This is a genomic window from Cellulosilyticum ruminicola JCM 14822 (assembly GCF_001311925.1).
Classification (GTDB): domain Bacteria; phylum Bacillota; class Clostridia; order Lachnospirales; family Cellulosilyticaceae; genus Cellulosilyticum; species Cellulosilyticum ruminicola.
In genome coordinates this window covers 1-20,984 of sequence record NZ_BBCG01000038.1, presented here as the reverse complement: position 1 = coordinate 20,984, position 20,984 = coordinate 1, and the positions used below count along the sequence as shown (strand labels likewise).

Genomic DNA, 20,984 nt, shown 5'->3' with positions numbered 1-20,984 from the left:
CCAATTTATAAAATATTTTACCAGGAAGTATATCCATATATGATAAATAATATTTCAATCTACGATGATCTTGTTTGTAAAATAAGAGAACAAATGCAATTAGCTAAACCTTAATTAGAGTTCAAACCTGCTGAATTAAACCCATCTAACGATGTGCAACTCACTGCACCAAACTTAAATGATAGTACTCTGTAGCACCTTCAACAAATACTGCTGACAACGCACCTAGACACCCCATCGATTTAAGCAGCATTAAACTTCCTTCATCTTCACAACATCCTTATTCGTCTAGTAATGTAGATACCTAGGCGCTCCTTGAACTTATTAGAGCTTTCAAAGCAAAAATCCTTCATATCATTTTATAGACACTAGACCTAGACTTGATACTGAACCTGCAGAACGTATACAACTCAATGATTAAAAATATATCCATAGCTTATAGTAACGCAAAAAAAGCTTCCTTACCTAAATAGCAAAGAAGCTTGCTTTTTACTGACATCTTTTGAATTTTACATTTGTAAACTTTAAATCCCCTTATTATCTAAGTTTTGCAAAGTTTTGAGTATAGTAATATTTATATGTACTTGAACTGCTATACGCTGCGCCTACACCTATATCACCTGTTTGTTGAAGCATATTTTTTCTATGTCCTTCTGAGTTTAACCATTGACCAAAGGTTTCAATTCCTAATCCATTACCTGCTGCAATATTCTCGGCACAGCTTTTCCAATTTATTCCGCCATTTGTCATTCTTCTACTTGGTGAAAGACCTTGTGCATCTGTATGACTAAAGTAATTTTTGTTTGCCATCTCTTCTGAATGGCTTCTTGAAATGCCTGTTAACTTTTCATTATATTTAAGTGGTGTTACATTGCTTTTTGCACGGAAACCATTGGTTAAGGCGATAATCACTCTTTCATTAGCCTTTAAATAAGCAGTGCTTGTTGTATCACTTTCTGCTTCTACATTGTACGCAATCGCAACAATCTTGTTATTTTGCAGTTCATCTTTAATTGCAATAATATCAGAATCTGTCACCTCTCCTATTTTTCCGTAAGTAATCTCCCTAAATTTGAAGCTTTTAGCATTTGTACAAAAACCTACTACTGCATCCTCTTGCATGTAAAAGATTATTGTCTCATTGGCATCTTTTGTGTAAAAAACAATGTCATATGTTCCGTCTGAAAGTTTTAAATCTGGTTTACCTAAGGCTTGTTGTAATGTCTCTAGATTACTCCCTAAATTAATAGTTTTCCCTTTGTAACCTATTGTCTTCTCTGATTGTGGGTTTTGAGTAGTACTTGCTGCACTATACTGAGTAGTTATTATGTTGATTGCCGCTTGTGCATTTCCACCAAATATACTTATTGCCCCTATCAATAAGTATATTTCTGCTCTTTTCATATGGCCACCCCACCTTCTTATGTTTTTCTTTTACTTTAGCACATTATTATAGAAAATTCTATAAATATATACAAAAGAACTTATTCTCATACATATAAGTCCTTTTTTAATATAGTATTCTTATCGAATTTCCAATATGCTTGTTTTATACAGTTTGTCTAATATGTCATGTTTAATTCCCAAAATGTACAATATCCCTTCTTAACTGCTTCTTCTCTAAGCACTTTATATAATTCTGCCTTCGTTGCATAGCAATATGGATTCACAAAAACCACACCTATACCAAAGGCAATTGCGCCAAGTAAATACCAACCTATGAAAGATAAATCTAAAACCCACATATCCATTTTTTGTCCCATTGTCATTTGATTGCTAAGCTCTTTTGCTCTCTTATAATCCATATTAGGATTATCTGCTAAAATATAAGGTACCATGCTATAAGCATAACCTTTAACAATCCCTGGAATTATTAAAAGTAATGTCCATAGGAATACTAAAATGCCACGATAAAACATTGCTTTAAATACATTCCAATAAGCCCCTTCTTTAAATACATAACCTAAATAGCTCATTTGAGATTCGCCTTCAGCTGCTCTAATAAAGAACTTTCTTCCCCCTACTTCTAACATATAGCCTACAAAAATTCGAACAGCTACGGCAATTATTCCTATGCAAAAAAGCATGAAAACTATTTTAGTATTTTCCAGATAACTCTTATTTCCCCAAAATCTCCAGCCACTGCTGTTTCCTCCATTACTTCCATCTACCCCTATCAAAAAGATTACTAATGCCACCACAAAAGCCTGCCAATAATTTGTCTTTAAAACTGCCTTTGCACTTTCTTTTAAATCTGCTCTTGTCCACATACTAAATGGCCTCTCCCTTCATAATAAATATAAACCCTATTTTATCAAAGTCTGCATATGACTTCTATGTATTATATTGTCTTTTTTATCATCTTAGACTAATTTCTAATTAAAAAGGAGCAAGCTAACTTGCTTGCTCCCAAATATAACGTTCATATTGTTTCTTCATTGTTCTAACTGCCCCATCACCATCTTCAGCTTCAACATGTACATCTGAGCTGCCTTCTATGCTACTAAAGGTAATACGTTTTTCAAAGCCTAAATATGACTGTAAATAATCCATCATATTTTCTCTTGTATCTTGTGGACTATAAATTCGCATATAACTATACCCTTCATGATTTTTTTCTTCACGAATATGCATACGAATATCTTTCATAAATGGCTTCATTTCCAATACTTTTGCCAAACGTTCAATAACCGGCGTTGGTTCAATAATGCAAAGATATAAAACATCCTGCCCCTCTGAAAGTGGTGCATTAATATAATTACGATGTGGCGACTTTCTTAGGCGCAAGTGTAACGCTTCCATAGTATGATTGGTCATATCTGTAAAATAAATCAGCAAAATGTCCTGTACTACAGTATTAATGAAACACCCTACCTTTTCTCTTTCTAAAATTTCTAAAATAGACTTCACAATATCATGCTTAATAACTACCGTATGCATATATTTCTTTTCTTTAATATCATATAAAGCTGCCCCATTCATTAAATAATCGGCATTTTAAAATGAATATCTTTCAAGATTTCCATAACGGATGTTGGTATATGTTCTGTAGCAACTGTAAAATTAGCCCCTGACTCAATAAGACGATTAAGTTCAAATTTACTATAAGCTGAAAGGGCATCATCTGGTGTCAATAATGTATTATTAATGCCTGAAATAAATAATATATCTTTTTGCTTCTTAGTTGGAATCTTAATTGTATTAAAATAACAATGCCCACAAGTGTATCTATAACACGATTTAGCACATAAATAAATGGCTGTTCATCTAATATATGATTTGTTGCAATACTTAAAAATACAGCACATGAAAAATAAGCAACTTGTGGCTTTTTAAGATGTACAGTTGTTTCAATAATAGGAATAATTGCCACAGAAAGTAACGTGTAATATAACATATTGCTTTCTAGATTTTTAAAAATCATAAATTTAACTGCTAGTATAATTGAGCCATAAAATGCTCCAATCATTGTCCCAATAATACGATTTCTTGCAGTTGTTAAGCTGCTTTCAGTATAAGTTTACATACATAAAATAGCTGCAATGGCTGAATAAAAAGGTAAACCTTGCTGTTCTTTCTGAAGTCAATTTCTAGTCTATTTTATCATATCATCTTATACGCTATTTTAAAATCATTTTTCAATCTAAAATTGAATATTTTCTAAGCAGATTTTTAATAATTCATTTAACTGGTCTTCTACTTCTAATATTTCTTTTAGAACTGGAATATAACTCTCATCTAAGCTTTCTATATGACGTACTTTATTTTTTTCAATACGGTTTTTAAACTTTGTCCATTTTTTCTCAGACTGTTTTAAACACTCAAAGAGTTCTGGTGCTACCTCAAATGTTTCATATTTATCACTTAAATCTTTTAATCCTAATGTCAATAACTTACGTTTTTTATAAAGTATAGAACATAGCCAAGGTATAAAACCTATAAGTTTCGTTGTTACACCTGGTATACTCCCATTTAAGTCTAAGCCCTTTTCTACTAACTTCATAAGTTCACATATTACATTTCTACCTGTATATTTCACTTTACCTGATTCTAAGTTTTCATTTGGCTTATAATAATTTTGAACTGAAGACAAAATAGATTGTTTCACACGTTCCTCAACTAAATGTGATTGTTCTAAATTAAGCTTTGCAATAATGCATTGTAAATAACCGTTAAAAGCTGCCTCCATCTTTTCTTTCGGCATAACACCTATATCTTTTCTCTCTTTATAAGGTATGAAATAATCATAATTAATTTGTGCAAATGGATCTTCTAAGTAATAATAATTTTCTCCATCAAAATGTAAAATAATAAATACATGGCCTGGTTCAAATTCTTTAAGGTCATAATCTGGTGTATAATTTATACTAAAATCCAATAATTCTGTCACTGTACATACAATAACTGGTTTTCCTTCTTCTAAAAGCTGATGTAATACCTTTAAGCCTTCTTCTCCCTCGTACTCTTCCAAACTATAATTACAGCTTTCTGTTGCGATTTCATTTGTAAAAATTTCTTCTATTTCCCTTTCTTGATTCAAAATCATAAATACTGATAAGTCATCAATTAAAGAATACATGACTTGCTGTGCCTGTGGCTGTGCATTTTTATAGATTTGATAAATACAAGTAACTAAGCAAAAATAACTCATATCATAAAATGGGTCTTTTCTCCCCTGCGCATCAAAGTAATAATTTTGTGTCAATAATGCTTCGGACATATTCTCCCCCTTAATTATCGTTAATTATTTTTTCCACCTTACTACAGAATGTTTGAAAATCCATATCTTCTTCTATATCTAACGCATCATCATCTACTTCTATTTCAAATATATCCTCTATCTTTGTCACGATTTTAATAAAGGAAATCGATGTGACAATTAAATCATATCTTAGTGAACTTTTTGGTTTAATAACTGATTCTTCTATTTTAAGTACTTCTGCTACAATTTGTTTTAAGTTCTCTGCTAAATCCATTTTCGTCTCCCCTATCTTCTTTTAATCTTATTAGATGCTGTCTTTTCGATTTCCTCTACTACATAGAAATGTTTTGGAATCTTATAAAAAGCTAAATGTTCCTGGCAATATGTTGAAAGTGCATTTAAATCAAATACTTCACCTGGTTCAATTTCTATATCTGCCACTACAATTTCTCTTGAACTTTCACTTTTTTCTCCATATACTTTAATTTCATGAATCATTTTATGTTTGCGAATCATGGCTTCTACTTCTTCTGGGAAGATGTTACGCCCGCCTGAAATAATAACGTTTTTCTTACGTCCCATAATATACACATAACCTTCTTCTGTTTTATACCCAATATCTCCTGTATATAACCAGCCATCTTTTAAGAATGCCTCAGATTTACCATAGTACCCTTTCATTAAATATGGACTGGTGATAAGTATTTCACCTAACTCTCCAGCTTTTACAGTTTTTCCTGACCCGTCAATAACTTTAAGCTGCATTTCCCCTACTGTGCGGCCTACTGATTCTGGATACTGATCCCAGTCTTCATAAGTTTTATGGCAAATTGGTGTAGACGCTTCTGTCATCCCATAAGATTGGATAACCTTCACAGGTGCTAACTTTTCTTTAATATAGATAAAATCTCCTTCATCTATTTTTTCTCCAGCGATTAATATACGATCTAACTGCTCAATATGATGTTTTTCAGGATTATAATATTCTGCAATGAGCTTTAGTACAGAAGGTACTACACTACAACGTGTAATTTTTTCTTTATCAAACATATTAAATAATTTATTTAATTTAAGCCTTCCTTCATATAATATAATTGTTGCACCTACATATAAATTTAATAACATTTGTTCTGTATTAATAAATGCAGCACAAAGTGGAATAACAACTAATTCTCTGCCACTTTCTGGCGTTAACATGGTTTCTAAAGTCCATTCTATTCCTGTCATTAACGTTTCATGGCTGTACATTACAAGTTTAGGTAAGCCTGTTGTACCAGAGGTAGGAAAAATAAGGGCAATATCCTCTTTATTTGGTGAAGCGATTTTAATCTCATCTACTTCCTCTGATTTTTCTAAGTACATTTCATCTACATATACAATTTGAAGCTTCTTTTCTAATACCTTAAAAGCTTCCTTGTTAGTTGATATAGTAACAAGCGTCTTCATATCACTTTCTGCTGCAATAAGTTCAATCTCAGCTACGGTGAGTTGCGCATTTAATATAACATTTGTTTTATGTGCAAATAAAATGCCAAAATAACCTATAATATATTCTATAGAATTAGGTATAAATAACCCTACATTTTGGCCACTTTCATTTTCTATAACCTTTGATACCTTATAACTTTCCTGGTTTAATTGATGATATGTTACTTCCCTTTCCCCTTGTTTGATTGCAACCTTATGATTGTTTTGTTTTGCTAATAAAAATTCAATAACATCCATTTCTAACACTCCCCTAAATTATTTTTGAAATAGGATAATATTTCACTTGTTTTCCAAAGGTTTCTTGTAATTGTATCCATATATCTAAATCTGTTTGTTCTACATAATCATAAATCACAATATGACTTATCTTTTTAGCTATAAGCCCTTTAAGTAATTGTTTGATTTGTACTAACTGATTGGCCTCTTTAAAATCAATCTGAATACAATTTTCATCTGGTGATATTGCTTTTTCTAGCTCTTTATAAACTGTTGCAATACTTCTAAAAAGTCTTTGAATACCTTGTGCATCTAATCCCATAGCCCCTATATGTTTTTGGCTAAAAATTCTAGAATTATAGTCTACCTCTTCTTCCTGCTCTTTCTTCACCACTTTTCCCTGTCTATTACCATGAAATTGATGTACTACTGTATTGCGATAATTAAAAACTATTTTTAGGCCCTTTTGATATAAACGATATACCATTTCTACATCTTCTACTCCCCATTTTTTAAGGTCCTCGTCGAATCCACCTAATGTTGCTATTTCATCCCTTGGTACACTTAAATTACATGTAAAGCAAAATAAAAAAGGGTTTTGCATCGTTGCGCCATTAAAAGATAAATCCTTAAAAACCTCTTCTCGAAATTCTTTCTCTACATGCTCAGATGTAAGATAGTTACTTTTAAATAACTTATTCTCTAAACAAATCTCTTCTGGAATAGCTGCATTCATTAAAAGACGTCCACCCGCTACAATAATATTGTCATTAATGGCATAACATCTATCTAGTTCTTCTAAGTAATTGTCATTTACAATAATATCTGCATCAATAAATACTACATATTTCCCTTTTGCCTGAGCAACCCCCCATATTACGTGATTTTGCACGGCTTGACTCTTCATTGCGTTCTAAATAAATGTATTTTAAATCATATTCCTTATTTATACCATTTATAAATCTTTCACACTTATCTTGAGAGCCATCATCTACTACAATAACTTCATAGTCTCCTCTCCCTATAGGCTTTAGATTATTTAATGCTCTTAAACTATTTTTTAAAAGTAATCCATTATTATAAGCTGGAATCACAAAACTATATTTTAGCATAACACTCCTCCTTTACTCTAAGCCTTTTATGGCGTCATATAGCCTATGTAATAGGCTATTTTCTCGTTGTGCAATCTGTTTAAGTTTTATTATGGTCTCTTGAATTGTTTCTTTTTGTTTGTCTGTTACAATCCCTTCTAATTCTTGCATTGCTTTAAATTTTAAACGCATAACATTGCACTGCCCTATAAGCTCTTCATACAATGTAAGCTGTTCTTTAAAATCCTCAGGTACTTTATAATGTACTGCAATATAATTGAAGCGTTCTAAAAGTCCTACTTTATGTTCATAAAGCAAATGAATGGCACGATAGTCTATACAAATTTCATTTTTTAATACTTTTTCTAAGCATCCAATCACTACCTGGTAAACATTTTTACCATATGTCATGCCTTTAGGATCAAGTTCTAATGTATAAGTGATATAACCCTCATCTTTTCCTTGCAAATATCCTTCTAATTTATTTTTAAATCTTGTTAGACTAAATGGAAATACCCGTTCTGGGGTTCTTGGCTTAATCAGTTGCACAGCTGACCATTCACACCATGGCGCACTTTCTTTATAATATTTTTCTCCTTCAATATAAGCTTTCTCCAATAATGGCATCTCATAACTTAACTTTGTAAAAGTCATTTGTTCATCAAAACTTATGAGATATACCTTTTGTAAACTTTCATCATAACCATAAATCAATGAACTATGTATAAAGTGTTGTTTTTGATAAGCCCATTTATTCGGCAAATAATATTCATCAAAATGTGCCACCACATAATAACCACGATTTATATTTTCTTTTATATACGTTACAATAGCGTTTACATTTTGAAGAAGCGGATAACCAAAACATATAACCTCTGCTACATCAATATATCCATCAAATGGCTCTAAGTAATTAAGTTCTACATAGCCTGCTGCGTTTTCATAAGCATAAATCTGTGTGAAGTTACTATAATACCATGGCCAATAAGCTTCATATGCCATTAAAATACACATTGGTAAACTCCGATGTAAATAAGTTGTCATCTTGCGTTGCAGCACTGTCGGTAATGTAACCCCTTGATTACTCATCTCTTCTTGCTGTTCTTCTCCTACTTTATAAATAAATTCTTGTCTATGTTCCTCTATAAAACTTGCTAATTCCTCTAAGCTACATTTTTCATACAATATAGCTATTGATATTTCTAGACCTTCTTTCAACAATAAGGCTTGTAACTCAATAAGTTTCAAAGAATCTGCCCCTATATCAAAGAAATTTTCTCCTTTTCTAAGCTGAGTAACTTTAAATGCTTGTAAGCAAAGAGGTAGCAATTGATTTTCCATGCTATTTAACTGCTCATTTTCCTCATAGTCTGTTGCAATTTCTATACTTAATAGTGCCTTACGATCTATTTTCCCATTTGGCGTAATTGGCATTTCCTTCATATAAATAAAGTAAGTTGGCACCATATAGTATGGTAATTTTTCTCTTAGTGCTTTTCTAATCTTAGTCTTTGGTATTTCTTCTTGTGCCATATAGTAAGCATAAAGCTGTGTATTTGCTTCTTGATTTTGAGCTAGCACAACACATTCTTTTATTCCCTCTAAGGTTAATAATACATTTTCTATTTCTCCTAACTCTACACGGTATCCTCTTACTTGTACCTGATCATCCATTCTTCGTATAAAGTCGATTTCCCCATTTGGCAGCCATCTTCCTAAATCACCTGTATGATAAAGCTGTTCTCCCTGGCGATATGGATTTGCTTCAAAACGTTCAGCCGTTAACTCAGGTCTATTTAAATACCCTTTGGTAACCCCTTTACCACCTAAGCAAATTTCTCCTTTCACGCCAATAGGTACTAATTTTAAATTTTTATCTACGATATAGACATAACAATTAGTAATAGGATGACCTATTGTTATACTTCGATGACTTGTTACTTTTCTTAAAATACTACTTGCCACTGCATTTTCAGTAGGGCCATATTCATTGGCTAATTCTACATCAGGCACTATTTCTTCACTTAATTTAACAGTCTCCCCATCTAACTTATCTCCTGCCACACAAACCACTTTAAGCTTTTGATTATCTGCCCTTAAATGGCCACTTAATAAAATAGCTTTATACAAAATAGGAACCATTATTAAATGTGTAATCTTTTCTTTTATAATAGTCTTTGCCAAATACCCAGCATCCTTTTCTTTATCTAATCCTACAAAAATTGCTGTAGCACCTGAAATAATAGGGGTAAAGAAACTTGTTACAAAGCCGTCAAACGCTACTGAGAAATTTTGAAGAACTTTATCTTCCGTTGTTAATTGATATTCTTCTTTGCGCCATAATAACGTATTAACTATATTTTTATGGGCTACCATAACGCCCTTAGGTTTGCCTGTGGAACCAGATGTATAAATGACATAAGCTAAATCTTCTGGCGTAGTCTCTTGCTTTAATTTTCCTCTTAACTCATATACCTCTTGATCATCTAAATAAATTTTACAGCCATTAAACATAGTTTGTGCTTCTAATTTCCTTTGGGTTAATAAAACTGTTACCTTACTATTTTCTAAAATATAAGCAATACGTTCTGTTGGATACATAGGGTCTATTGGTAAATACGCCCCCCCTGCTTTTAAGATTGCTAATACACCTATGAGTCTTTCTATAGTGATTTCTGTAAATAAACCAACTATACAGCCTGCACCTATACCATTTAATTGCAATTTATAAGCTAATGCATCTGCTTTTTCATTTAACATTTCATAAGTTATTGTTGTTTCTTCTAGCTTTATAGCAATCTGATGTGGTGTTAAACTTACTTGCTGTTCAAATAACTCATGTAATAATGGGGCTGTTTCATATATTTTTTCTTCTCCGTTAAATCCTAGAATAGCTGTTTTTTCTTTTAAATCTATTGCTTCAATTTCTTCAATTAATTGATTGGCATCTTTACTAATACTTTCTAAAATGCATATAAAGCTGCTACTCAAATGCTTAATGGTATCTAAATGATAAAGTTTTGTACAATAATTCATTTCAAAGTCAATACCATCTCTTACAGGCTGAGCCACTAAAGTCAAATCAAAACGTGCAGCTTTATTTCCTATCGGATAAGCTTTGGTTCGTGTCCCTTTTAAGTCTAGGACTTCTTCTTCCGTATTTTGAAATACAAAAGCTACATCAAAAAGTGGATTATGACTTGCATCTTTTGCTAAATGTAGTTTTTCAATTAAGCTTGAAAATGGATATTCTTCATTTTCATAGCCTTTTAAAAGGCATTCTTTAACTTCTTCTAGATAAGCTTTAAATGACTTCTTTCCTTCTGGCTTTAGGTAAATAGGTAGTGTATTTACGAACATCCCCACAATTTCTTGTAAAGCCAATTGATCCCTTCCTGCAATAGGCATACCAATAACCAATGCTTCTTGACCACTATATTTTTGTAATACAACACTATAACTTGCCAGCATTAACATATTTAAAGTAACATGCAGCTTACCACAAAGTGTTTGTAAAGTCTTATACAATTCTTCTGGTAATTTGAAATAAAAACTATCCCCTTCAAAACTTTGTTTAAATGGGCGTACCTTATCAATTGGCATCTCTAAACTTGGTATCTCCTCTTTAAAGCATTGTAGCCAATACGCTTCTTGTGCCTTTAAATCTTCTTGATAAGCTGCTTCTTGTTGCCATTTGGTATAATCAACATACTGAAATGCGACTTCTTTTAGAGGTACTTTATTATAGATTTGGCTTAATTCTTCTATAATAATGCTATAAGAACTGCCATCTCCCACAATATGATGTAGATCCATTGCTAATACATATTGGTTTTCTTTGAAAGCATAAACTTTGCCTCTTATAAGTGGGGCTTTTGTTAAATCAAAAGGCTGTATAAAGTTTAATAACTGATGAGCTAATTCTTCTTGAGTAGTCCATTCAAACTCCAATTTAAAATCTACTTTTTCAGCAACTTTTTGTACAATCTCTTCCCCTTTTCTTATAAAACTTGTACGCAAAGCACTATGTCTTTTTATAATAGTTTGAAAAGCATTTTCTAATCTTTTCACATCTAAAGCACCTTCAATATAAAAAGCTTCTGCCATATTATAATTCACACTTTCCGGTGCTAAACAAGTTAAAATATACATTCCTTTTTGGGCAGCTGAAATAGGATAATCCTCTTGCACTTCTGCTTTTTCCAAAGATTCAAAATAAGTTGTCTGCCCATTTTTAATCAGCTTGCTCATAGCTTTAACTGTAGGATTTTCAAATAATTGACGAATTGCCAACTGAATATGATAAATGCTGGCTATTTCATTAATGAGCTTAGTGGCTCTTAAACTATGTCCACCTAAAGCAAAAAAATCATCTTGAATACCTACTCTTGGTATATTTAATATACTAGAAAAAAGCTCACATAATTTTTCTTCTATTTCATTAGTAGGTGCCTCATAAACCACTTCTAATTCCAGCTTTGGTAACTTTCGTTTATCCACTTTTCCATTAGTGGTACGTGGCATACTTGGGATTTGTAACATACAGTGTGGCACCATATAATTAGGTAAATCTACTTTTAAAGCATTTTTAAGTGCTGTAAGCTCAATCTCTCGACTTGCTACAAAAAAGGCACATAAATAACTTTCACCAAAATTATTTTGTGCAACCATTACTACAGCTTCTTGTATATACGGTTGCTTTCTAAGTACCATTTCGATTTCACCAAGTTCGATACGTAAGCCTCGAATCTTAACTTGTTCATCCATACGTCCTAAATAATCTACATTACCATCTGGTAACCACTTGGCTAAATCTCCTGTTTTATACAATTTACCACTTCCAAAAGGATTATCTATAAACTTTTCATCAGTTAAAGCTTGGCGATTTAAATAGCCCTTCGCCACACCTTTTCCTGCAATGCAAAGTTCTCCCGGAATACCTATAGGCATCAGTCTTTCTTTCTTGTCTAAGATATAAACTTGCACATCACCTATTGGTTTACCAATTGGTAACTTTTCTTCACCTTTATATTCATAAGATAACGCATTAATTGTACATTCTGTAGGTCCATATGTATTAAAGACGCGGCAATATTTCTGCCACTTTTTTAAGCACATCTAACTGAGCTTTTTCTCCCCCTGATTCTAGAACTCTTAACTGAGGTAATCTTTCTGGATTTAACTCATTAATCACAGTAGGTGTAAGTCCTACAAAAGTTACGCCTTTGCTCTGTATATACTCCTCTAACTGTTCTAAATGAACTAATAAGTGCTCGGTTACAAGACAAGAAGTTGCCCCACTTAATAAGGTGCCAAAAATATCCCATACAGATTGATCAAATGACATACTTGCAAACTGTAAAATGACATCTTGATATGTTACGTCATACCACTTCTGATACGCCTCAATAATATGACATAAATTACTATGGGTAATCATAACACCTTTTGGTTTTCCAGTGGTTCCAGATGTATAAATCACATAAGCTATATCCTCAGGATGATTTAAATTTTCTAAGTTAACTGTACTTTCCTTAAGATCTGTTAAATACACTTTCTCCCAATTTCCCTGTAATTCATCTAAATAACTATTACCTACAATACACTTTGCACCGCAATCTGTTAAAATATAGTTGATACGCTCTTCGGGATACTGTGGATCAATAGGTACATAAGTTGCCCCTGCCTTTAATACTCCCATAATCCCTATGAGCATATCCATGCCACGGCCTGTTATGACCCCTACATAATCTTTAGGTCCTATTCCTCTTTTTCTTAAAAGCCAACCAACTTGATTGGCTTTTTCATTTAAAAACTTATAGGTTATTGTTTCATCATTGCAAATAGCTGCTAACTGCTCTCCATATTGACTGACTACATTTTCAAACCATGGTATAACTACTTCATATTTACTAGATGGATATGTATTGTGATTAAACTCTTTTAAAATAAGCATTTCATCTGCTTGTGTAAGCAAATTTAAATCTGCAATCTGAATACTTGGATTTTCTATCATTTGCTGCAAAATAAGTATCAATTGTTCTACTTTACAAAGTACTGGTGTCGCTATTAATGTTTCTATCACAATCTCTTCTAAGCTCATAAAAGTTATTTTATAAGAAGGTTTTACTACTTCGTCTTGAAGTTGCTTATGCTTTAAAGCTTGCCATAGCTGTTCACAAGTCATTTCTTGAGTTATAGTAATCTTTAGGCTATATGCTTCTTCCCCAAATACTTGCACTTCAATTTCTTCTTCTCCTGTATAACGATTTAAAATAATTAAAATGCCACTTAAAATAGTTTCTTCTGTTATTACACTCTGATTTAATTGATCAGTCTTTTTTACTAGTAATTGAGTTAATGTCAAACTATACTTACATTGCTTCAATATTCTCATCCCTTTCTTCACAATCTGTAATGCCTTCAGCATAATACAAATTATAAAAAGCACTTTGATTTTTCATAAGATCTTCAAAACTTCCCTTTTCTCTTATACTACCTTTCTCCATCACAATAATTTCATCATATTGCTTAAGTATATTCGGCAGCAATTTATGTGTAACAGATATAATCGTTACATCCTCTAATTTAAGTACTATGTTTTCTATTTCACTGGCAATCTTTTGATCTAATGAAGAAGTATACTCATCTAATAATAAAATAGGTTTCTTCTGAACAAGGGCCCTGGCAATAGCTATGCGCTGCTTTTGTCCACCTGATAACTTATTTCCATTTTCCCCTAAAGGTGCATCTAAATCCAGTTGCATACTTGTGGCAAATTCTGCTACACCACTTTGTTTAAGTGACTCCTCTAATACTTCCGCTTTAAGCGTCCTTCCTAGTGTAATGTTCTCTTTTAAAGACGTATCAAATAAATAAACATTTTGCTGAATAATACCTACTTGTTCATATAACGATTGCCTTGTAACTTCCGAAACAGATTGATGATCAATCATTACTTTTCCTTCTTGTGGCATATACTCATCTAATATAAGCTTCAATAAAGTAGATTTACCACTGCCACTACTCCCCACAATGGCATATTTTTTATTTTTCTCAAAAGTAATTGAAAGGTCATTTAAAACATTTTTATCCTCTTCATAAGCAAAATTGACATTTTCTAAAGTTATGTCTTCTTTCACCCTGCTTAGCTGTTTATGTCTTGTTGCTTCTATATCTGGAATATCCATAAATTCTACTAAATGATTCTTAATTTCTGTCATACTTTTTAAGACATTAATTTTATCAATAATCATCATAATAGGTTCCCCTAAACTCTCCCCTAACTGTACAATGGCAAACAATGCCCCTATACTTAACTGTCCTTTTATGACAAAATAACCACCTAGTCCAATAGAAACAGCTTGTGTCATAATGCTTAAATAACTGGCTAATGCACTACTTCTTGAAATAGTTTCTAATGCCTTAAAATTAGTATCTTCAACTTCTTTATTAATCAATTGAAACTTCTTAATTGTAAACTTGTCCATATAATATGATTTAATAATTTCATAACCTAGAAAAATATCTTTTAAACGCATGGTCAGTTCACTTAATGCTTGGCTATAATGTCCTCTTGTGCTAGAAAGCTTCTTACCAAATAGCTTAGGAATAATCAATATAAATGCTGATGTAACAATCATTGCCAATGCAATCCATACATTAAACCATATTAAAACACCTGTACTGCCTACAATAATCACCGCATCTGATATAATAGCTAAGGCTGGGCTAATATAATTCTTATCCATTAAATGAATATCATTAGTCAAACTTGAAAGATAGGTTGCTGTATTTTGCTGATAAAACTCACATAATCTTGGCGTAATAATCCTTCAAAAATCTTCTTTTTAAAATGGCATAATGTTTTAGTTATATAATAAGCCTCTATAATGCGATGCAAATAATCGGTCAGACCTACTACTACAAAATATCCTACTACCCAAATAAATGTGTTTATAAGCTTTTTCACATCTCCTGTTACAGCTGCATCCACAATACGCTGCAAAGCAAGTGAAATAGAAATAAAAACTACACCTACCATAATTTTCATAAAGAAAGTAAGTGCAAACCATCCCTTATACCTTAAGATTATCTTTTTCATACCATCACCCTTTCTTTGTTATATTTTAACATAATTTTTAAAATAATAAAGTATATTCAAAAAAACTCTTTTGTTTATTTCACACATTTATACACACAAGTCATTTAATATTTTATATATTTTAACGAATATATAAAATATTTTTACATCTTTTTATTCAATAACTACATTTATTTATATTTTTTCATGCTCATTACTCATTTCCTCTGCATTGTTGCCCTACTTATTAGTTTTTGTTAAAATAAGGTAAAGTTTTAAGAAATCTGGCGAAGGAGGTCATTGAATGTCAAATACACTAAAAAATTTAGAAACAACTCAAATACTTTATGCAGAAAATGTTATTACACTAAAAAATACTATTGCACAAAAATATCCTAATGCTTCATCTAAAGAACGTGCAGATTTACTTTCAAAAGCTATTAAGCACATTTTACGTAGCAATTTATCCTCCTTTGACGAAAAAATGCAGCAAGCACTTATCCAAGATCTTTTAAAAACTATCGTTCAAAAGCAATCCTTTTCATTAAATGCTCAGGATGTAGTAAATGCCTATACTACTTTAAATCCACCTTCTATAGAAACTAACTTATCACCCCTAGCAGCTTGGTTAGTGAAGCAACTGAACATAAACTTTTAGCAGAATATTTTACAACGTCCTATCAAAAAGCAGCGATACCCCCACTGTCTAATGCGCCCTATTCAAACATTACTTCTCCCCTACATACTAACCTTAGTTCACCACCTACCCTAGACGATAACTCTGTAGAACCTACGGCTATACATATTTCAAGTATTCATACGTCTAAATTAAAACCATATCGATTACCACAGCACATTAAACTCGTTTCCTCCATAATAGGTTTCCTTAGTATCACCAGTTGCATTCTGATTTTTACACTACATTCTAAATCTGTTACGCCTCTAGAAGTATCTACTGAAATTTCTAAGCCAATTGCAACACCAACACCATTAACATTTGCAATTCCAGAAGAAGATTACTTAATGATACATCTCCAATATAAAACCATTAATGAAACAGCTCTTAAGGATTGGCTTATAAATCGTGGTTCTATGCTTGCTGAAGAACCTTACTTTAGTACAATCTTAGAAGCTGCAGCAAGCTATAATATTAATCCACTTCTAATGTTTGCTATTACAGGTCAAGAGCAAGGTTTCGTGCCTAAATCTCATCACCGTGCCTTAGAAATTGTCAATAACCCTTTTAACGTCTATGGTAGCTGGCAAGACTTTAATACAAGTATTGAAGATACAGCTTTTATTGCAGCCCGTACTATTATTAATCTCAGTAAAGGCTGCCCAGAAGACGCGGATCCTATTAAATGGCTCAATAAAAATACGCCGAAGACCCTAAATGGCACCTCGGCGTTACTGCCCTTCTCAAACAATTAGAGGAAGTGGCTGGTTAATTATTTAATGAAATTCCCTGCATCATTATTGTTTACAACAACAATTTTTCCAGATTTAATTTGTTCTTTTACTTCTTCAACAATTTTCATTGTTTTGTCACTTAGGTTTGGATTTTCACTTGAATACCTCCCCCACCATTAGCAGCTGTATGTATAAAGTAAGCTTTGTCCTCCATTAAATGTGCCTTCGGTAAAGTTTCTAATGGTATCATAAGCTGCATGATCTAGGTATTTCATAGCTAATGTAAGCATCACAGACTTACTGTCTTTATAAATTCCTTCATTTAGACATATCACTTTGCATTTGTTCTATCATACACGGAAACAAGTCCACTTTCAATCTAAATACATTTTTTCCTTATTTTAGACAAAATTATGCACAATAAAAAAGGTGCCATAAAATTCATGACACCCTTTTCTAAACCCAATATTTACTCTACAGCTACTTCAATTATGCTTTCACTTTCATAACTTTGTTGATATTTAATGGTACATTTAACTTTATCTGATGCAATCACCTTACCTTGAGAAGATTTATTAATAATTTTGTTAACTTCTTCTTGTATTTGTTCATTCAAATGATCATCGCCGCCCAATGCACTAATGGCTACTTTTAATGGCTCAAATTCTGCTTGTTCAATAGGGCTTTGCTATAAGCATCTATTATCATACGTACTTTTTTAAGTTCCCTTTTTTCATCTCTAAAAAACTGATAATAACTTGTTGTATAAGCAACATATCCACGAGTCATACGCAGTGGTGTGCTCATTTCAACGAGGCTCTCCTCTGCCCCTTGTGAATACCCTGACAACAAGAAGTGATCTGTTTGAAATGCCTGCATAAAGGCTGCATCACTTTCATTTTTGAATTTAAAGGGTTCATGGAAAATGTAAAGTTCATTTTCCTTTTCTCCTCTTATACCAAGCAGGCTATATTCACCTATTTTTTCAGTAAGTACTGCTCCTCTTTCATTTTCTCTTATCCATCTACTTTGCTGATCAATCTTTGTATCCTTTATTTTTTGAACAAAAGTATTTAATTCTTCTCCCATATAATTAGCTGCATAGCTTAATGCTTTTTTACTTAGCGCACTATCTATATTAATATAAATATATCTTTCATCTTTACCTGTATAAATAGAACTTTCCATATCATATGGCCTGTCATGTTCAACCCTTATATCATTATTTTCTTCTCTATTATTAACAACCAGTCCTGCGACTTGTCCCATAAGCGTTCCCCATTCTTTAAAATCATAAGTGATATAGTCCTTATTGGTTCCTGTCACAACCATTGTTTCTGAAAGATTATTAGAATTTGTACAACCTGTACTTAATACAACTAAGCTACTCATGAATAATGCTAAAATAAGTTTCTTTTTCATCCTTTACACCTCCCTTTTATTTTGTAATCCAATAGATGCAACCTTACGCGCTATAATTACACCTACAATAAGTCCAATGACTAATAGGACATCTAAAATGATTCTAGGATAACCTAATGCCACTTGATTTAAAACCTCTTTACTTAAATCACGTACAAGACATCCACTACATAATGCGTAGCCTGCTATAAAAATGCCACGTATGAATTGACTTGGTATTAAAATATCTATATTTTCAATGCGTTGCTTCTTGACTTGTTTTACAATCACAAGGCAACAAATCACTGCTACTACAAAATAAATGAGTCCAACTATAGAGCCTCTTTCTGTTGTAGTATAGTTAAATGACTCCCCTGCCGAAATTTTAATGCCACCTCCCCGTGTATTCATATAATTCATATAAATATCTTCAAGCCATGAATTAATCTCATGTAAATAATAACCTATGCCATGGGCTATGCCCTCTTCATCATATTGATAAAGATCTACACGACTCCCAATTTCCTCTATATTGCTCAGCCATAAATAAGCTGGTGCCATCACACTAACCGCTGTAATAATCAAACTGCCTACATTATGACTCAGCAAATATTCACCCAGTATTAAAATCAAATAAATCATAATAAGACGTATATACGCTACACCTAAAATCCCTAAATAGACACTGATGCGGTTTAAATAAGTGCTAACTGTTTCAAAAGCTGTCACACGTAGTACTTCGCTAAATAAATTTGTATAATAACTTCTCATAGCTAAAACCAGGAGGCCATAGATTAGAAAAGGTATTGTAATACTTAAAATCCCCATAGTAATCTTCACAGTAGCTCTTTGTCCATTTGTATAAGGCAAAGCTTTTATAAAACGGCCAATTTCTATACTTTTATCTTTTTTAAACTGTAAATAAACAAGTAATACAATGCCTAGCATATACCCTATTAATACGCAATAAGAACTTTCATAAATACGTGAGCCTATTTCCCAAAAATCATAGCGACTAATACCAGCTTCTAAATACCATCGCCATATATTATTCATACTACCTACAGGTCCAATAACGGCGATTAGATTTACTATTAGAAAATAAATCCCCATGACTAAAGCAGGTTTACGTTCTATTTTAATTAGCGCTTTTAAGTTTTTCATTAAGCATTTCTCCTTTCCTCTTGTTGTTTTGCCTTGGCTGTATAAATAAAGACTTCTTCAAGATTTAAACCAATTGGTTCCACTAGGCTTGCTCCCATATCTTTTAACTGACTTACCAGATCACTGCTATAGTTCTTAGTTACTATGTAATAAACGCTGCCGATATGATCTACTGAAAGAATGCCATCTAATAAAGCAAGCCCTTCTGGTGCTTTACCTTCAAATACGATTTGTAATTTACGTACTTTATTTTTAAGTTCCTCTACTGAAGATTGATAAATCACCTTCCCCTCATAAATCATAGTCATTTCATCACAAATGCGCTCTAGTTCACTTAAATGATGAGAAGAAATGACTACAGTCATACCTGTTTCATCTACGATTTCAATGAGTAAGTCTAAAACATCTTTTTTAGCAATTGCATCAAGTCCTGATGTAGGTTCATCTAATACAAGTACTTTCGGATTAGTTGCCAAACTCAGCATAATCGAAAGACGCATCTGCATCCCTTTTGAAAGGTTTTTTACCTTTGTCGTGAGCTTAAGCCCAAAGATTTCATTATACTTATGAAACTTAGCTTCTTCAAAGCTTGGATAAATCTCCTTATATAAACCAATCATTTTCTTAATGGTATACTGTGGAAAAAATTGATTACGGTCTGCAACATAAGCAATGTGTCTTTTCACCTCATTATTTTCATATACTGTATTCCCTTCTACTATAATTTCTCCTTCTGTAGGCTCATAAATTCCTACAAGACATTGAATAAGTGTACTCTTTCCTGCCCCATTTTCGCCAATAACTCCATAAATCGTTCCAGGCTTTACATGAATAGATACATCATCTAATACTTTGTGATGCCCAAAGCTCTTGCTTACATGATTAATATGAATCATATTATTCCTCCCTCAATAAATCCTCATAAATCTGACTGACTTCTTCTAATACATCCTCTTTACTAAGTCCCATATAATGTAGTGCTAAGCAGCTACTCTTGAGCTCTTTTTGAATACTTATAAGCTGACTTTCATTAATGGCCTTCTCAGGCAATTGTGCGATGAAAGTTCCTTTTCCTCTAATGGTTTCAATAAGCTGCTGTCTTTCCAGTTCATTATAAGCTTTCATTACTGTATTGGCATTTATTGTCAACATACTCGCAAGTTGTCTTACAGATGGTACTTGATCACCTGGTTTTAAAGTACCTTTAATCACTTGTTCTTTGATATGGTCAATAATCTGTTCATATAAAGCCCGTGGATCTCTTGGGTCAATATTAAACATCTTTTCGCCTCCTTAATGTCACTATACTTTACATCTGTGTCGTAATATTTCTTAATACTAAAAATGTGTATAGTGTGTACTACATCACCTAGTACACACTATACACTTTAATTTGCCAAATTGTCAATATATTTTTTTGTTTTATTTT

Annotated in this window: 20 protein-coding genes and 1 pseudogene; 2 read left to right on the top strand and 19 right to left on the bottom strand. The window is 32.4% G+C overall.

Features of this window, described 5'->3' with window-relative positions:
- Positions 1–537 precede the first annotated feature (537 nt).
- The 14 genes and pseudogenes from JCM14822_RS12275 to JCM14822_RS12215 all read right to left on the bottom strand — a co-directional run bounded on the left by JCM14822_RS12275 (position 538) and on the right by JCM14822_RS12215 (position 15,601).
- Positions 538–1,404: a CAP domain-containing protein gene (locus JCM14822_RS12275; protein ID WP_054742678.1), complete on the bottom strand. Its 867-nt coding sequence runs from the start codon at positions 1,402–1,404 to the stop codon at positions 538–540.
- A gap of 158 nt (positions 1,405–1,562) precedes the next feature.
- Positions 1,563–2,270, bottom strand: a complete 708-nt coding sequence (locus JCM14822_RS12270) for a DUF975 family protein (RefSeq protein ID WP_054742677.1) — start codon at positions 2,268–2,270, stop codon at positions 1,563–1,565.
- A gap of 124 nt (positions 2,271–2,394) precedes the next feature.
- On the bottom strand, positions 2,395–2,982 hold the full coding sequence (locus JCM14822_RS12265; RefSeq protein WP_054742676.1) for an HAD hydrolase family protein: 588 nt from the start codon (positions 2,980–2,982) through the stop codon (positions 2,395–2,397).
- Complete coding sequence (locus JCM14822_RS22630) at positions 2,982–3,134, bottom strand: HAD family hydrolase (protein WP_172674819.1); 153 nt, start codon at positions 3,132–3,134, stop codon at positions 2,982–2,984. The genes JCM14822_RS12265 and JCM14822_RS22630 overlap by 1 nt, the downstream gene beginning before the upstream one ends.
- Positions 3,131–3,502 (bottom strand): annotated as a pseudogene (locus JCM14822_RS12260) (FUSC family protein); the annotation flags it as partial. The pseudogene JCM14822_RS12260 and the gene JCM14822_RS22630, both read right to left, overlap by 4 nt.
- A 141-nt stretch (positions 3,503–3,643) precedes the next feature.
- Positions 3,644–4,720 carry a hypothetical protein gene (locus tag JCM14822_RS12255; protein ID WP_054742674.1) on the bottom strand — a complete coding sequence of 359 codons (1,077 nt, stop codon included), beginning with the start codon at positions 4,718–4,720 and terminating at the stop codon, positions 3,644–3,646.
- A 10-nt stretch (positions 4,721–4,730) separates the two neighbouring features.
- The gene (locus JCM14822_RS12250) at positions 4,731–4,976 is read right to left on the bottom strand and encodes an acyl carrier protein (RefSeq protein WP_054742673.1); all 246 of its coding nucleotides are present in this window, start codon (positions 4,974–4,976) and stop codon (positions 4,731–4,733) included.
- Between the two features lie 11 nt (positions 4,977–4,987).
- Positions 4,988–6,427, bottom strand: a complete 1,440-nt coding sequence (locus tag JCM14822_RS12245; RefSeq protein ID WP_054742672.1) for a class I adenylate-forming enzyme family protein — start codon at positions 6,425–6,427, stop codon at positions 4,988–4,990.
- Between the two features lie 13 nt (positions 6,428–6,440).
- Positions 6,441–7,298, bottom strand: a complete 858-nt coding sequence (locus JCM14822_RS12240) for a glycosyltransferase family 2 protein (protein ID WP_054742671.1) — start codon at positions 7,296–7,298, stop codon at positions 6,441–6,443.
- On the bottom strand, positions 7,237–7,518 hold the full coding sequence (locus JCM14822_RS12235) for a glycosyltransferase (RefSeq protein WP_054742670.1): 282 nt from the start codon (positions 7,516–7,518) through the stop codon (positions 7,237–7,239). Before JCM14822_RS12235 ends, JCM14822_RS12240 begins: the two co-directional genes overlap by 62 nt.
- 12 nt (positions 7,519–7,530) lie before the next feature.
- Positions 7,531–12,615, bottom strand: a complete 5,085-nt coding sequence (locus tag JCM14822_RS12230; protein WP_054742669.1) for a non-ribosomal peptide synthetase — start codon at positions 12,613–12,615, stop codon at positions 7,531–7,533.
- Positions 12,575–13,885 carry an AMP-binding protein gene (locus tag JCM14822_RS12225; RefSeq protein ID WP_172674818.1) on the bottom strand — a complete coding sequence of 437 codons (1,311 nt, stop codon included), beginning with the start codon at positions 13,883–13,885 and terminating at the stop codon, positions 12,575–12,577. Before JCM14822_RS12225 ends, JCM14822_RS12230 begins: the two co-directional genes overlap by 41 nt.
- On the bottom strand, positions 13,872–15,248 hold the full coding sequence (locus JCM14822_RS12220) for an ABC transporter ATP-binding protein (protein WP_054742667.1): 1,377 nt from the start codon (positions 15,246–15,248) through the stop codon (positions 13,872–13,874). The genes JCM14822_RS12225 and JCM14822_RS12220 overlap by 14 nt, the downstream gene beginning before the upstream one ends.
- A 17-nt stretch (positions 15,249–15,265) precedes the next feature.
- Positions 15,266–15,601, bottom strand: a complete 336-nt coding sequence (locus tag JCM14822_RS12215; protein ID WP_054742666.1) for a hypothetical protein — start codon at positions 15,599–15,601, stop codon at positions 15,266–15,268.
- Positions 15,602–15,884: 283 nt separating this feature from the next.
- Between JCM14822_RS12215 and JCM14822_RS12210 the strand changes: the two genes are divergently transcribed.
- Complete coding sequence (locus tag JCM14822_RS12210; protein ID WP_054742665.1) at positions 15,885–16,238, top strand: hypothetical protein; 354 nt, start codon at positions 15,885–15,887, stop codon at positions 16,236–16,238.
- Positions 16,205–17,011 (top strand): hypothetical protein, encoded by an 807-nt coding sequence (locus JCM14822_RS12205; RefSeq protein ID WP_054742664.1) that lies wholly within the window; start codon positions 16,205–16,207, stop codon positions 17,009–17,011. Before JCM14822_RS12210 ends, JCM14822_RS12205 begins: the two co-directional genes overlap by 34 nt.
- Before the next feature lie 448 nt (positions 17,012–17,459).
- Here the strand turns inward: JCM14822_RS12205 and JCM14822_RS20335 are convergent, their stop codons facing one another.
- From JCM14822_RS20335 to JCM14822_RS12185, 5 genes are read right to left on the bottom strand one after another with little or no spacing between them, the layout of a single operon-like run.
- Entirely contained in the window at positions 17,460–17,606 is a 147-nt protein-coding gene (locus tag JCM14822_RS20335; protein WP_157047738.1) for a hypothetical protein, read from the bottom strand.
- Between the two features lie 35 nt (positions 17,607–17,641).
- Positions 17,642–18,412 (bottom strand): hypothetical protein, encoded by a 771-nt coding sequence (locus JCM14822_RS12200; RefSeq protein ID WP_054742663.1) that lies wholly within the window; start codon positions 18,410–18,412, stop codon positions 17,642–17,644.
- Between the two features lie 3 nt (positions 18,413–18,415).
- Positions 18,416–19,555, bottom strand: a complete 1,140-nt coding sequence (locus JCM14822_RS12195; RefSeq protein ID WP_054742662.1) for a hypothetical protein — start codon at positions 19,553–19,555, stop codon at positions 18,416–18,418.
- Complete coding sequence (locus JCM14822_RS12190; RefSeq protein WP_054742661.1) at positions 19,555–20,451, bottom strand: ABC transporter ATP-binding protein; 897 nt, start codon at positions 20,449–20,451, stop codon at positions 19,555–19,557. The genes JCM14822_RS12195 and JCM14822_RS12190 overlap by 1 nt, the downstream gene beginning before the upstream one ends.
- Before the next feature lies 1 nt (position 20,452).
- Complete coding sequence (locus tag JCM14822_RS12185) at positions 20,453–20,836, bottom strand: GntR family transcriptional regulator (protein ID WP_054742660.1); 384 nt, start codon at positions 20,834–20,836, stop codon at positions 20,453–20,455.
- Between the last annotated feature and the right edge of the window lie 148 nt (positions 20,837–20,984).